Origin of the sequence: Companilactobacillus metriopterae (assembly GCF_004117915.1) — a bacterium.
GTDB classification, from domain to species: domain Bacteria; phylum Bacillota; class Bacilli; order Lactobacillales; family Lactobacillaceae; genus Companilactobacillus; species Companilactobacillus metriopterae.
This window is the reverse complement of sequence record NZ_RSTD01000001.1, coordinates 631,616-645,129: the sequence shown is the minus strand read 5'-3', so window position 1 is coordinate 645,129 and position 13,514 is coordinate 631,616. Positions and strand designations below refer to the sequence as shown.

Annotated in this window: 13 protein-coding genes, 1 other RNA gene and 1 pseudogene; 10 read left to right on the top strand and 5 right to left on the bottom strand. The window is 32.6% G+C overall.

Going from position 1 to position 13,514, the window contains the following annotated elements:
• Window positions 1-5: 5 nt before the first annotated feature.
• The 3 genes from asnS (at window position 6) to EKN01_RS03255 (ending at window position 2,640) form a co-directional block, all read left to right on the top strand.
• The gene (gene asnS / locus EKN01_RS03265; protein ID WP_129044954.1) at window positions 6-1,304 is read left to right on the top strand and encodes an asparagine--tRNA ligase; all 1,299 of its coding nucleotides are present in this window, start codon (window positions 6-8) and stop codon (window positions 1,302-1,304) included.
• A 66-nt stretch (window positions 1,305-1,370) separates the two neighbouring features.
• Entirely contained in the window at window positions 1,371-1,994 is a 624-nt protein-coding gene (locus tag EKN01_RS03260) for a DnaD domain-containing protein (protein ID WP_129044953.1), read from the top strand.
• Window position 1,995: 1 nt separating this feature from the next.
• The gene (locus tag EKN01_RS03255; protein ID WP_129044952.1) at window positions 1,996-2,640 is read left to right on the top strand and encodes an endonuclease III domain-containing protein; all 645 of its coding nucleotides are present in this window, start codon (window positions 1,996-1,998) and stop codon (window positions 2,638-2,640) included.
• A 13-nt stretch (window positions 2,641-2,653) separates the two neighbouring features.
• Here the strand turns inward: EKN01_RS03255 and EKN01_RS03250 are convergent, their stop codons facing one another.
• Window positions 2,654-4,933, bottom strand: a complete 2,280-nt coding sequence (locus EKN01_RS03250) for a transglycosylase domain-containing protein (protein ID WP_129044951.1) — start codon at window positions 4,931-4,933, stop codon at window positions 2,654-2,656.
• Window positions 4,920-5,558, bottom strand: coding sequence for a Holliday junction resolvase RecU (gene recU / locus EKN01_RS03245; RefSeq protein ID WP_129044950.1), 639 nt, complete (start codon window positions 5,556-5,558; stop codon window positions 4,920-4,922). Before recU ends, EKN01_RS03250 begins: the two co-directional genes overlap by 14 nt.
• Before the next feature lie 39 nt (window positions 5,559-5,597).
• Between recU and EKN01_RS03240 the strand changes: the two genes are divergently transcribed.
• The 4 genes and pseudogenes from EKN01_RS03240 (at window position 5,598) to EKN01_RS03225 (ending at window position 8,480) form a co-directional block, all read left to right on the top strand.
• Window positions 5,598-6,176, top strand: coding sequence for an SLOG family protein (locus tag EKN01_RS03240; RefSeq protein ID WP_129044949.1), 579 nt, complete (start codon window positions 5,598-5,600; stop codon window positions 6,174-6,176).
• 78 nt (window positions 6,177-6,254) lie between these two features.
• Window positions 6,255-6,393 (top strand): annotated as a pseudogene (locus tag EKN01_RS08000) (DivIVA domain-containing protein); the annotation flags it as partial.
• Window positions 6,394-6,930: 537 nt separating this feature from the next.
• Window positions 6,931-7,288, top strand: an RNA gene (rnpB, locus tag EKN01_RS03230) — RNase P RNA component class B.
• A 76-nt stretch (window positions 7,289-7,364) separates the two neighbouring features.
• On the top strand, window positions 7,365-8,480 hold the full coding sequence (locus tag EKN01_RS03225) for a THUMP domain-containing class I SAM-dependent RNA methyltransferase (protein WP_129044948.1): 1,116 nt from the start codon (window positions 7,365-7,367) through the stop codon (window positions 8,478-8,480).
• 2 nt (window positions 8,481-8,482) lie between these two features.
• Here EKN01_RS03225 and EKN01_RS03220 read toward each other — a convergent pair whose 3' ends face one another.
• The 3 genes from EKN01_RS03220 to EKN01_RS03210 form a co-directional block, all read right to left on the bottom strand.
• The gene (locus tag EKN01_RS03220) at window positions 8,483-9,427 is read right to left on the bottom strand and encodes a magnesium transporter CorA family protein (protein WP_129044947.1); all 945 of its coding nucleotides are present in this window, start codon (window positions 9,425-9,427) and stop codon (window positions 8,483-8,485) included.
• Window positions 9,428-9,490: 63 nt separating this feature from the next.
• Entirely contained in the window at window positions 9,491-10,504 is a 1,014-nt protein-coding gene (gene lplA / locus EKN01_RS03215) for a lipoate--protein ligase (protein ID WP_129044946.1), read from the bottom strand.
• Between the two features lie 65 nt (window positions 10,505-10,569).
• A complete protein-coding gene (locus EKN01_RS03210; protein ID WP_129044945.1) occupies window positions 10,570-10,959 on the bottom strand; it encodes an RNase H family protein in 390 nt (129 codons plus the stop codon).
• Window positions 10,960-10,987: 28 nt separating this feature from the next.
• On the opposite strand from EKN01_RS03210, the gene EKN01_RS03205 reads away from it, so the two are divergent.
• From EKN01_RS03205 to lspA, 3 genes are read left to right on the top strand one after another with little or no spacing between them, the layout of a single operon-like run.
• A complete protein-coding gene (locus EKN01_RS03205) occupies window positions 10,988-11,368 on the top strand; it encodes an EbsA family protein (RefSeq protein WP_129044944.1) in 381 nt (126 codons plus the stop codon).
• Between the two features lies 1 nt (window position 11,369).
• Complete coding sequence (locus EKN01_RS03200; RefSeq protein ID WP_129044943.1) at window positions 11,370-13,052, top strand: formate--tetrahydrofolate ligase; 1,683 nt, start codon at window positions 11,370-11,372, stop codon at window positions 13,050-13,052.
• Window positions 13,052-13,510, top strand: a complete 459-nt coding sequence (gene lspA / locus EKN01_RS03195) for a signal peptidase II (RefSeq protein ID WP_129044942.1) — start codon at window positions 13,052-13,054, stop codon at window positions 13,508-13,510. The genes EKN01_RS03200 and lspA overlap by 1 nt, the downstream gene beginning before the upstream one ends.
• The last annotated feature ends 4 nt before the right edge of the window (window positions 13,511-13,514 follow it).

Genomic DNA, 13,514 nt, shown 5'->3' with positions numbered 1-13,514 from the left:
AATTAATGGTAAAACAAATTAGTATTGTTGATGCAAAAGATTACGTAGATCAAGAAGTTAAAATTGGTGTTTGGTTAACAGACAAACGTTCTTCAGGTAAAATAGCTTTCCTTCAATTACGTGATGGATCTGCCTTTTTCCAAGGCGTTGTTCTAAAAAACGAAGTTAGTGAAGAAACATTTGAACTTTCTAAATCACTTCGTCAAGAAGAAAGTATGTGGATTACAGGTACTATTCATAAAGATGATCGCTCTCACTTTGGTTATGAAATTCAAGTTTCAGATATTGAACCAATTGGTGGCAGTGAAGATTATCCTATTACTAACAAAGAACATGGTACAGAATTCTTAATGGACCACCGTCATCTATGGCTTCGTTCTCGTCGCCAAAATGCCATTATGCATATTAGAAATGAAATGATTAATGCTACATACGACTTTTTCAACGAAAATGGATTCATCAAGATGGATCCACCAATCTTCACTGGTAGCGCTCCTGAAGGAACAACAGAGTTATTCCATACTGAATACTTCGACACCGATGCATATCTTTCACAAAGTGGACAATTGTACGCTGAAGCAGGGGCAATGGCTCTTGGAAAAGTATTTACGTTTGGACCAACTTTCCGTGCTGAAAAATCCAAAACAAGACGTCATCTAACTGAATTTTGGATGATTGAACCAGAAATGGCTTTCATGCATCAAGAACAAAGTTTGGAAATTCAAGAAAGATATATTGCTTATCTTGTTCAAAGAGTTATTGATAATTGTGAATACCAATTAGGTCTTCTTGATAGAGATGTTGATACTCTAAAGAAATATACAAAATTACCATATCCACGTGTTTCATATGATGAAGCCGTTGAAATGCTTCAAAAGGCAGGTATGGACACAAAATGGGGTGACGATTTCGGTGCACCCGAAGAACAATACATTTCTGAACAATTTGAACAACCTGTATTTATCCTTAACTTCCCTAAATCAATCAAACCTTTCTATATGAAACCACATCCAACTGATGAAAGACTATATGTTTGTGCTGATCTATTAGCCCCAGAAGGATACGGGGAAATTATTGGTGGTTCTGAACGTGAAACTGACTTTGATCAACTAGAAGCAGAAATTAAAAAAATGGGTCTAAATATGGATGATTATCAATGGTATCTTGACCTTAGAAGATATGGATCAGTTCCTCATTCAGGATTTGGTTTAGGATTTGAACGTGCAATTACATGGATTTGTCATCTTGACCATCTACGTGAAGCAATTCCATTCCCAAGAATGATTAATCGCTTAAGACCATAATTAAATTAATAAAAATAAGCATAGACATCTATCTGTCTATGCTATTTTTCTAAACTAGGTGAGCTAATGAAAGATAAGATTTTAAAAAAATTAATAGAATCAAAGTATACATCTATCAACAACTTAGTAATTCAATATTATAAAAAACTAGGAATGACTGAAAAAGATTTAGTAGTCTACATATTTTTAACCATGAGTAATCAAGAGGGAATTGATTTTCCACCTTCTAAAGATATATCCTCTATGACTCTCATTCCAGAAACTGAAGTATTTGATATAATACAAAACCTAATTAAGTTGGGAATTATTGAATTAAAAACTGTTATAGAAAATCATGTTCAACGTGATGTATACTCATTGTCTCCTGTTTATTACAAAATTGCGGATTTTCTAAATCAAGAAGAAAATGAAACTCAAAAAGAAAATTTACAGAATAAAGTTCAAAACTTATTTAAAAAATTAGAAATTGAATTTGGACGTCCAATTTCTCCAATAGAACAAGAACAAGTTCATCAATGGATTAATGATGATCATTACCCAGTAGAATTAATTGAATTAGCACTGAGAGAAGCTGTTTTAAATCAAGCATATTCCTTGAAGTATATGGATCGTATATTAATTAGTTGGGAAAAAAGTAATATAAAAACTGCAGAGCAATTACAGGACCGCAGGAAAAAAATGGGATATTAGCATGTTAAATAATGACCAGATATTTGAATTAATAAAAATGATCGAATATGATGTGGGACCGGTTGGTATATCACTAAATGCGGAGACAAATTTTCAGTTTTTAATAGCAGTAATAATGAGTGCTCAAACTACTGATGTAGCTGTTAATAAAGTGACTCCAAAGTTATTCCAAAAATATCCTACCGCAGAAAAAATGCAATATGCTAATCAAGATGACATTGAGAATATTATCAGAAGTATCGGTTTGTACAAAAATAAATCTAAAAATATTATTGCTACCTCAAAAATGTTAGTATCTGATTTTAATGGCAAAGTACCTGATAATAGGGAAGACTTGATCAAGCTTCCTGGTGTCGGTCGTAAAACTGCAAACGTTGTACTAAGTGACAGATTTAATCAACCGACATTTGCAGTTGATACTCATGTTGAAAAAATCTCTAAGAGACTACATTTTGTAGATCCGAATGCATCAGTTATTGCAATAGAAAATAGAATTGTAGATGCTCTACCAGATAATGAGTTACATACAGCACATCACTCACTAATTGAATTTGGAAGAAAATATAATATAAAAACATTGGATAATCAGATAACGCAATTAAGCGATCAAATGTTTGAGAAAAATAAAAAAGCTAGAACTCAATGAGTTCTAGCTTTTTTTAATTTGTTGGGGGAGTTGTAGTTCCTCCACCGCCAGTTCCAGTACCTGTTCCACCAGTGTTATTGTTTCCACCACCGGTATTACCAGTTCCTGTATTTCCATTGTTGTTTCCTGTAGATCCTGTTCCAGTGTCAGTATTACCATTTTGACTATCATCAGTTGTAGTCTCTGAGTCTGATGTGGAATTGTCTGAAGATCTTCTATTTGTCACAACTTCATTACCTGAAACTGTTGTAGACGATTGTGAAGAGTAATCAGATTCGGAATAAGGATTTGAAGGTTCATAACCTTCAATAAATAATTCCTTTGTATAGTTTGAACTTCCTGGCGGTGCAACAGTAGGGGTCTTTGACCCATTATTTTGTATTCTCATTGAAACTACTGAGCTTGGTTTCTTCCAATTAGAACTAGTCTTATCATTGTATAGATATTCCATCTCAGCTTTATATATTTTACCTGCTACACTTTGATAAGTACTTGAAACACCCTCAGAGTTAGGAGAATCATAACCAGTCCAAACACTCATTGAGTAATCCTTGGTGTATCCATTATACCAAGCATCTTTTGATTTACCGCTTAAGGCGTAATTTGATGATATTTCATCATCACTATAATTTGTCGTACCAGTTTTACCAGCTTGATGAATACCACTTATTTGAGCGTAACTAGCAAATCCAGTAGATGAAGGAACACCCTTTAGCATATCTGTAATCATATAAGCTGTAGAATTCTTCATGACCTTTTTAGCTTTAGAACTATAGTTATGAACAATACCATCTGCAGTTTCTATTTTACTTACATATGTTGGCTTATAATAAGTTCCCCCGTTGGCAAATGCGGAGTAGGCACTTGCACCTTGAAGACTCGAAGCATTAGCACCAATACCAGCTGAAAGACCTTGGCTGTTACTTACATCTATCCCCATGTTGGAAGCAAAGTTGATAGCTTTGCTAAATCCAACAGATTGGAGTGTTTTGACAGCAGGGACATTTCTTGAACCTATAAGTGCTTCTCGCATACTCATTTGTCCCTGATAGGTATTATCCCAGTCACCAAGTACGATATCTGTACCAGGATATGTGTATTTGCTATCGTCTAATTGATGATAGGTTGACCAATTTAGGTACTCGATTGCCGGTGCATAATCCAACACTGGTTTTATAGTAGAACCATTACTTCTAGACGTTTGAACAGCTCTGTTAAGTCCAAACTGAATATTTTGAAGATTTCTACCACCGATCATGGCAATTACTTTACCATTGTTAGGATTGACGATTGAAGCACCTACTTGCATCTTCGAATCTTGGAATTGAACATAATTTGAACTATTCACAATATTATAAAGACGTTTTTGTGCATCGTAATCCATATTTACAGTGATTTTCAAATTGTCTCTATAAGGATCGTATCCTTTTTTCTGAACCTCAGTAATGGCTTCTTTAACATAAGGATCTGTTATCATACGATTATTATCATCAGACGACTGAATATTATGGTAAGCTCTCATACCACTGTCGATAGGTGTTGCAATAGCTTCCTGCGCTTGAGATTTACTTATTTTATTATTGTTATACATAGCACGAATAACTAGATCCCTACGTTCCTTGGCCTTATCAGGGTGCTTATATGGGTCATAACTCGATGGAGCATTTGGCAATCCTGCTAATAAAGCCTGTTGAGGTAAAGTCAACTCGTCTAATGATTTGCCGTAATAGTACTTAGATGCTGTCTGAATACCATAAACACCATTACTCATATATACCTTGTTTACGTAGTATTCTAAAATTTGATCTTTTGAGTACTGTTGACTTAACTTGATAGCCAACCATGCTTCTTGTAGTTTTCGCTTATACGTTTGGTCTTTTACATCAGTTGAAAAAGCAGTTAGTTTAATAAGTTGTTGGGTTAGGGTACTTCCACCTTGAAGACCATCATCTCCAAATGCATTATTAAATACTGATTTAACAATTCTCACTGGATTAATTCCAAAAGTTTCATTGTAAAATTGTTTATCTTCTATAGAAACAACTGCATTTTGCATTTGCTTTGGTACTTTATCAATTGTCACATAATTTCTTTTGCTATTACCTAAGGATACAATTTGTTTTCCACTTGTATCTACTATTACTGATGATCCACCGCTTTGTAGATCTTCTTTTGTAACAGTAGGTGATTTAAAGGCATAGTAGGTAAATACGCTTAGGAATATCACGATACATAGTGCTATGAAAATCCCAAAGTATTTAAGGCCTTTTTTCCAATATTTAGTAGTCTTCATTTAGTTCTCCTTGTTTTGCAGCAATCAATTTATCAACTGCCGGCAAATAATCGAGTGTTGGTCGATAGCCACTTTTTAGTTCTATCCCAATTTTTTCAATTTGATCAACTTTTATTGATTTTGATCCATCAATATTTTTCTTGTCCCAATAATCAAATATAATATCGGCATCTACCAAAAAATAACGATTCAATGTTACATACTTCATAATTACAAAGCATATTCCGCCTTGCTTTTTGCAAGCTTTCAAATGATCAATTTGATGCTGGTGAAAGTTTTTCAAAGGAAAAGATTGTTTTAAAGTAGTTTCTTTTGCTTCGAAATCAACATAATATCCTCTATATATTCCATTGTAGTCGGTAGTGGAAGCCTGTTTAAAATAAGCTTCCTTTATCACTGCTTTACTACGTTTAGGATAATCTACCTTAACAATTTGAACGGGGATAGGTTTTTTATAAATTACAGCTTGATCATGCTCTCTATAAAATATATTTGTCTCGTTTATTTCTTCTTCTAGATGCATACCACGATCGCCAAAACGTACTTCCTTTTTGGTTCTTTTTTGGGTATTAGATGTGTTACCATTACTACTGAATGAGCGTCCATCAGGATAATTTAATGTCAAATAATCAACTCCTATTGTGTGACATTATACCATGATTAGATATTTTATAAAAAAGGGGAACATCTTCTGAAAAATTTATGGATTACAGGTTATCGATCTTATGAGTTGGGAATATTTAAAGATGATGACCTAAAGGTAAAAGTTATAAAAAATTATTTCAAAAATAGAATAATTAACTATATTGAAAATGGGGTAGAATGGATACTAACCGGTGCAAACCTTGGTACCGAGATGATAATTGGCGAAGTTGTAGAAGAGCTTAAACAAGAAAATTATCAAATTGAGCTTGCAGTTATTATTCCTTATCAAAATTTCGAGGGGAATTGGAATGACAACAACAAGCAAAAACTAAATATTTTTTTAAGAAAAGCTGACTATTTTAGCTATTTATCAGATTTAAGTTATACTAACTACGTACAGTTAATAAATTGGCAAAGTTTCATGCTGAAACATACAGATGGCGTCTTGATGTTCTACGATTTGGAGAATGTTGGTAAGCCAAAATATGACTACGAAGCGGTCATCAAGTATATTGAGAAGAATCCAGATTACTCATTAGAACTTGTTGATTTTGACTCTATGCAAGATTTTGCTAACTCAATGTTTGACAATTATTGAATTACATAAAAGGAGCTCCTACACATGAATAATATGAACAATTTTAATCCTCAGCAAGGTCCACAACCTGATCCAAATATGAATAATAACGACTTTTTCTTAAATTTTGAACCAAATGACATTCTTTCAAAAGAATTTAAGATTAAGATGCGTGGTTATGATCAAAATGAAGTTGATTTATTCCTTGATAATGTTATCAAAGACTATGAATCTTTTGAAAGTCAAATTGCTACTCTAAAAAATGAAATAGCTATGCTAGAATCTGAACGAAACAGCAATCCACAAGGACCACAACGTCCTCGTGTAAATAATCAACAACAAAGACCTATGCAACAACCTCAACCAGGTCAAAATCCTAACATGCAAGCTCGTCCACAAGCACCTAAACAGGCAGCTGCAAATCCAAATAAATCACAAAATTCAAACAAGTCTATAAATTCTGACTCAATGGATGAAACATACTACGATATTTTGAGAAGATTATCAAATCTTGAACAACGTGTATTTGGTCATGATTTTGCAAATAACAATCAACCAAAATCAAATCCAACTAATCAACAACCTCAACCAAATAACAACCAAAATGTTCAACAATTTTCTTCAGCTGTTGTTCCTAATCAATACAACACAAACAACAATAATAACAGATTCGAAAATGGTCACAACGAAATCAATTCTAATCAAAATTTCAATGGTTTCAATGATAATTTCAACAACAAGAGTAACTTTTAGTGTATAATATTTTTCATTGGTAAGTTCCTGGTAATCGCGGTTTGCTTATGCAAGCTGAGGAAAGTCCACGCCCGCACAAGCTGAGATTGCTTGTAGTGTTCGCGCTTAGCCCAATAAGCTAAGGTACTCCTTTGGAGTAACGGCAGTGAAAGCACTAAGGCTTTGGCTATGTGTTATTAACTTGAAAGTGCCACAGAGACGAGTATCAGAAGAAATTCTGATAGTGGAACGCGGTAAACCCCACGAGCGGGCAACCCAAACTTTGGTAGGGGCGCTTCATAACGAGAAATGAATCTACTATGAAGACTTTATTGTAGATAGATGATTACTGCTCATAATTTGTTGCCACTTATTATGAGAACAAAACGTGGCTTATAGGAATTTACCTAGGCAGAGGACGACTTGTTCGTCCTTTTTTTTTACAACAAAACAATAATTAATAATGGAGTAACTCTAATGAAATTAATTGCAACTATGGCAAGTGGATTTGAATCTGTTACAAAAAAAGAACTTCAAGATTTAGGTTATGAAGTTCAAACAGAAAATGGAAAAGTATATTTTGATGGTGAATACGAGGATATTGCTAAAGCAAATCTTTGGTTAAGAAGTGCAGATAGAATTAAAATTCTAATTTCCGAGTTTGAATCAAAATCATTTGAAGATTTATTTGATCAAATTTATGCCATACCTTGGGATAATTGGTTGCCACTTAATGCTGCATTTCCTATTAAAGCACGTTCAGTCAAATCACAATTGCATTCTGAGAGAGATATTCAAATAATTTCTAAAAAGGCCATTGCCAATAAACTTTCAGATGTTTACTCAAGAAGAGGCAGACTGCCAGAAAGTGGTTCTACTTTTAGTATTGAAGTAAGAATCGTAAAAGATCAAGTTCAAGTAACACTTGATACTACTGGTGAATCTCTTTATAAACGTGGATATCGTACTGATCATGGTGAAGCTCCATTGAAAGAAAACTTTGCGGCATCAATGATTCTACTAACTAACTGGAGTCCTGATATGCCTTTCATTGATCCAACTACTGGTTCAGGAACAATTGCTATTGAAGCAGCAAGAATTGCTAAAAATGTTGCTCCTGGTATTGATCGTCATTTCTTGTTTGAAAATTTTGATTGGTTTGATCCTAAAATATTAGATAATCTAAAAGCAGAAGCTAAAGAAAACGAAAAAAATATTGAATTAAATATTTTGGCAAGTGATATTGACGGTTCTATGATCGATATCGCTAAATTAAATGCCCACAAAGCTGGTACTCTTCATGACATTACTTTCAAACAAGTAGCTGTTAAGGATCTAAAGATAGAAGGGGAAAACGGTGTAATTATTTCCAATCCTCCATACGGTCAACGTATGAAAGATCTTGAAACTGTTCGTCGTATATACAAAGAAATGGGGACAGTCTTTGCAACTGCCCCCACTTGGAGTAAATATATACTAACTAGTGATGAAGAATTTGAAAAAAATTATGGTGAAAAGGCAACTAAAAAGAGAAAACTTTACAACGGTCGTATTAAGACTGAGTACTTCCAATTCTGGGGAAAAAGAAACTAATCTTATTTAATTTTTCTTCGACGTAAATCTAGTAACACAACAACCATAATCACCAAAGTAATGATTAAGGAAATTATCCATGAACTTTTTTTATCCGCAATTGGAAGAAACATGTTCATTCCATAAAATCCAGAGACAATAGTTGGAATACTTAAAAGAATTGTATATATAGTTAAAATTCTCATACTTGTATTTGTTTGATTATTAAGAATATTATTATATGTATTTGTGGTTCGTCCAATTATGTCTGAACAAATAGATGCCTGCTCTTTAACCTGATTTATTTCAATTAATGAATCATTGAGTAATTCCCGCGTTATCTTTGTAAGTCCCATATGAGAATTTACATTATCTGATGTAGCATACAGCTGACTAACAACAAATTGATTACCACTAATTGCAGTGCTCAAATATATAATAGCATCTTCTAATTTAGCTAGATTAAGTATTTCTTCATCAGTGGTTTTCTTGCTATTCAAATGCTTTTGAATTCTATTTCTTTCAATATTGAAATCATTAATTGAATCTTCAAAGTCACTTGAAACAAGATCCATTACATAAAAAATCATTGACCAATGCCTATTATCATGGTCGACAGAGTAGTGATTATCTGCTCTTAAGATATAATCGTCAATATATTCACTATATTTTATAGTGAAGCAGAATATTTTATTATCCTTGATTACAAATGAAATAGGTATTGTAGGTTTAAATGTTTTATTTTTTGACCGGTCTCTCTGAATATTGTAAACAATTAACCAACTTTGATTGTGCTCATCAAACTCTGTTCTTGCGCGTTCATTTTTATCACTAACGTACTCAATAATTTCATCCGTTAACTTGTACTTTTCAGAAAGCAAAATCTTTTTGTCATCTTCACTGAGTGATGCTTCGGATTTTATAAGAACTAGGTTAGTTTTATCCTTTAGTACTACATTTTCAATCATTATTTATTACCTCATTAAAAGTATATTAACATAAAAAAGCTCACACATAAGTGTGGGCTTTTTCTATGGCATAAATAGCTTAAGTAGTTCTGCAGTAGGGACTCCCTTGAAGTAGTCATCTAAGTTAAATTTATCTAATACCGAATTGATGGCATCATGTTCAAATTTTATTCCCAAAAGTGAATCTTTAATATCTTTAACATCTTTCATACCAAAGAAATCACCGTAAATGTTAACATCTTTTATTAAACCATTTTCGATTTGGTAACGAACATCAACAGTTCCCATATCAAAGTGTTTACGTTGTTTAGCAGTAAAACTAGGAGATTTTCCATAAACCCAGTTCCAGTTATAGAAATATTTTTCTTTAATTTTATCTATCTCTTTTTGATCATCTGAAGTTATTTGATATTCTGAATCTTTAATCTCATCTAAATTATTTGCATGGAAAAGTTCAAGTAAAATTGAATCCCTAAACTCTTCTATAGTTAGGTTTTGAAATTCAGGATTCAAGTATGGTTTTATATTTGTCACACGACTTCTAATAGATTTAATACCTTTAGATTTAATTTTATCTTCTGGAACATTCAAAGCCTTAGTCAATACACTAAGATCAACATCATATGAAAGTGTTCCGTGTGAGTAAGTTTTACCATTTCTTGAATACATCGCATTACCAGAGAATTTTTTACCATCAACTAACAAGTCATTACGACCTGATATTTCTGCAGTTGATGCCCCCATACGTTTCAATACATCAATGATAGGTTGAGTGAATGATTTGAAATCACCAAAATTTTGATCATCTGAGTTAACTACAAAACTAAAACAAAGATTACCAAGATCTTGATATACAGCACCACCACCAGAAAGTCTTCTAGTAACTGTAATATCATTTTCCTTTACATACTCGTTATTTATTTCTTCTACTGTATTTTGATTTCGTCCAACAATAATACATGGTCCTTCAAAATAAAATAGCACTACAGGTTCATCTGTTTTAATATTATTCATAACAAAAGTTTCTGTAGCTAAGTTATCTCTAATATCCTGGTCCTTCATAACAACATACTTCATAATGAAACCTCCTATTTGAAAACACTTTCATATTAGCACAACAATATTTTAATACAAATAATTACTCATTTATATTTTGAATAAATTTGTTTATGAACTAACATATGTGCATGATTATTTTGCTTGTCGCGAATCTCTTTAATAAAATAGTCCGGGTAATCCTTAAGTAAAGCCATGATATCATCTAAAATATTTTGAAATGACTTGGCGTAATTTTTATTTATACTATCATGTAAAATTTTACTATCAGTAAAAATTAATAGTATATCGTTAGAATGTTTTTCTTTTAAATATTCCAAAGCTTTTTTCAAAGCCAAAAATTCTAAGTAGTGATTGCTCTCAGATTTTACATTTTCTGAATGTTCATATTGATTTCCGTTATCATCGATATAATAAGAAATTGCAGCAATATTTTGATTAGTATTTATACCGGCGTCGGTGTACAATTTAATCATGTATTTAACCCCTTTCTAGGAGATTTTAATGAAGAAAAAAATATATATTCAAGCCTCAGGATCATGGGGAATTATTCTGTGGTCTATCCTACTTATAATAATCTTTCTTGGAATAATCGTTCAACTAGAAAAACTATCTTTTACGATTGTACCTATAATTATATGGGTTTTTGCAGCATTGTATCTAGGACACATTATTTTTAATTCTTGGATAAAAATAGAGAATAATAAATTCTGGATAAAATTACCCATGTTTTTCCAAGCTAGATCCTTTGATTTGGAAGATGTTACTTTAGAGAAAACGAAATCTTTTAAACTAAATATCATCTTTAACAATCATGACTATTTTCCACAGACAGTTTTGCTTACAAAAAAGAACTTAAATAAATTACTTGAGGAGATTGATTAATATGACTTTCCCAAAAGATATTGAAATTGCGCAAGACGCTCAAGAGAAAAAAATCAAGAAAATTACTGAAATTGCCAAAAATATTGGATTAACTGATGATGATATTGAAGCATATGGTCATTATAAAGCTAAATTTTCATACAAAACAATTAATAAAACATTAGAGAAAAAACCTAATAAGTTAGTCCTAGTTACATCAATTAATCCAACACCAGCAGGTGAGGGAAAATCGACTGTGGCAATTGGGCTAGCTGATTCGTTAAAAAAAATCGGTAAAAAACCCGTTCTTGCATTACGTGAGCCATCTCTTGGACCAGTTATGGGATTAAAAGGTGGGGCAACCGGCGGAGGAATGGCACAAGTTATTCCAATGGAAGATATTAATCTACACTTTACAGGTGATATGCACGCATTAACTAGTGCTGCCAACACTATTGCCGCCATTATTGATAATCACTTACATCAAGGAAATGAATTAAATATTGATCAAAGAAGAATTATTTGGAAGCGTGCTTTAGATATTAACGACCGATCTCTACGTCAAACGGTTATCGGACTAGGTAGTCCAGTCAATTCAATACCTAGAGAAAATCAATTTGAATTAACGGTTGCTAGTGAACTAATGGCTATACTATGTCTTGCAGAAAGTATAGATGATTTAAAAACTAGAATAGGCAATATATTAGTAGCTTATAACTATAATCGAGAACCTATTTTCTTGAAAGACCTTGAAGTGCAAGGAGCTATTGCCATGCTTCTAAAAGATGCACTAAAACCAAATTTAGTACAAACTATTGAAAATACTCCAGCAATTGTACACGGCGGACCATTTGCCAATATTGCACATGGGTGCAACAGTATTTTGGCAACACAACTAGCTCAAAGATTAGGTGATTACGCAATTACTGAGGCAGGTTTTGGAGCTGATCTAGGTGCAGAGAAATTTCTTGATATTGTTACTCCAAAATTAGGAGCATCGCCAGATGTTATTGTAATTGTAGCAACTGTTAGAGCTCTAAAATACAACGGCGGACAAGCATTAAAAGAGATTGCAAATGAGAATGTTGATGCCCTACAAGAAGGATACAAGAACCTACAGAGACATATCCAAAATATGAGAAAATACAATATTCCTGTTGTGGTTTCTATTAATCGTTTTGAAACAGATTCTGATAATGAGTTAAGCACACTTAAAGAATTAATTTCTAGCGAAAATGTTCCAGTAGAGCTAACTGAAATTCACCACAATGGTAGTGAGGGTGGTATTGACCTAGCAAAAGCTGTTGTAGAAGCAGCAGAAAAAAATAACGATTACCATCCAATTTACGATTTAAATTTGGCTATTGAAGAAAAATTATCAATAATTGCTCAAGAAATTTATGGAGCAAAAAATATTGAATTAAGTTCTTCTGCAAAAAAACAATTAAAAATTATCAATGATAACAATTGGGATAATTTGCCAATTTGTATTGCTAAAACACAATATTCATTTAGTGACGATTCTTCTATGTTAGGTGCTCCAAAAGATTTTACTCTTCATGTTAATGAATTAATGCCAAAATTGGGTGCAGGTTTCATCGTCGCACTTACAGGAAGTGTTCTTACAATGCCAGGTTTGCCTAAAAAACCAGCAGCATTAAATATGGACGTTGATAATAACGGAAGGATTTCAGGTTTATTCTAATGCCAGTATTTTATTTTTTATTTGTTATTATTTTAGTTATTCTTGATCAATTATTGAAGTTATATATAAGTGGAAACATCCCCTTAGGATCATTCCACAATTTTATACCTGGTGTAATATCAATAGCTAATATTAGAAATGATGGGGCAGCGTGGAGTATGCTAGAAGGCCAACGTTTGTTTTTTATAGTTGTTACTCTGGTGGCAATTATCGTCCTTTGTTATCTTATTTATAAGAGCAAATTTCAAGATAAACTATATGTTTTCTCGTTACTTTTATTATTGTCAGGAACTATTGGAAATGGAATTGATCGTTTAATTAATTCATATGTAACAGATATGTTTGCACTAGATTTTATAAATTTTCCAATATTTAATTTAGCAGATTCATATATAACAGTAGGTGTTATTTTATTGGTTTGCTCACTATTATTTACGTCAGCAGGTGAAGAAAAATAGATAA

Coding starts and splice junctions, on each gene's coding strand:
- lplA (WP_129044946.1), bottom strand. CDS start 10,504: ATGAAGTATGTTGTTATGAAGGACCAGGATATTAGAGATAACTTAGCT.
- EKN01_RS03225 (WP_129044948.1), top strand. CDS start 7,365: ATGAAATTAATTGCAACTATGGCAAGTGGATTTGAATCTGTTACAAAA.
- asnS (WP_129044954.1), top strand. CDS start 6: ATGGTAAAACAAATTAGTATTGTTGATGCAAAAGATTACGTAGATCAA.
- EKN01_RS03200 (WP_129044943.1), top strand. CDS start 11,370: ATGACTTTCCCAAAAGATATTGAAATTGCGCAAGACGCTCAAGAGAAA.
- EKN01_RS03205 (WP_129044944.1), top strand. CDS start 10,988: ATGAAGAAAAAAATATATATTCAAGCCTCAGGATCATGGGGAATTATT.
- EKN01_RS03210 (WP_129044945.1), bottom strand. CDS start 10,959: ATGATTAAATTGTACACCGACGCCGGTATAAATACTAATCAAAATATT.
- EKN01_RS03260 (WP_129044953.1), top strand. CDS start 1,371: ATGAAAGATAAGATTTTAAAAAAATTAATAGAATCAAAGTATACATCT.
- EKN01_RS03250 (WP_129044951.1), bottom strand. CDS start 4,933: ATGAAGACTACTAAATATTGGAAAAAAGGCCTTAAATACTTTGGGATT.
- lspA (WP_129044942.1), top strand. CDS start 13,052: ATGCCAGTATTTTATTTTTTATTTGTTATTATTTTAGTTATTCTTGAT.
- EKN01_RS03220 (WP_129044947.1), bottom strand. CDS start 9,427: ATGATTGAAAATGTAGTACTAAAGGATAAAACTAACCTAGTTCTTATA.
- EKN01_RS03255 (WP_129044952.1), top strand. CDS start 1,996: ATGTTAAATAATGACCAGATATTTGAATTAATAAAAATGATCGAATAT.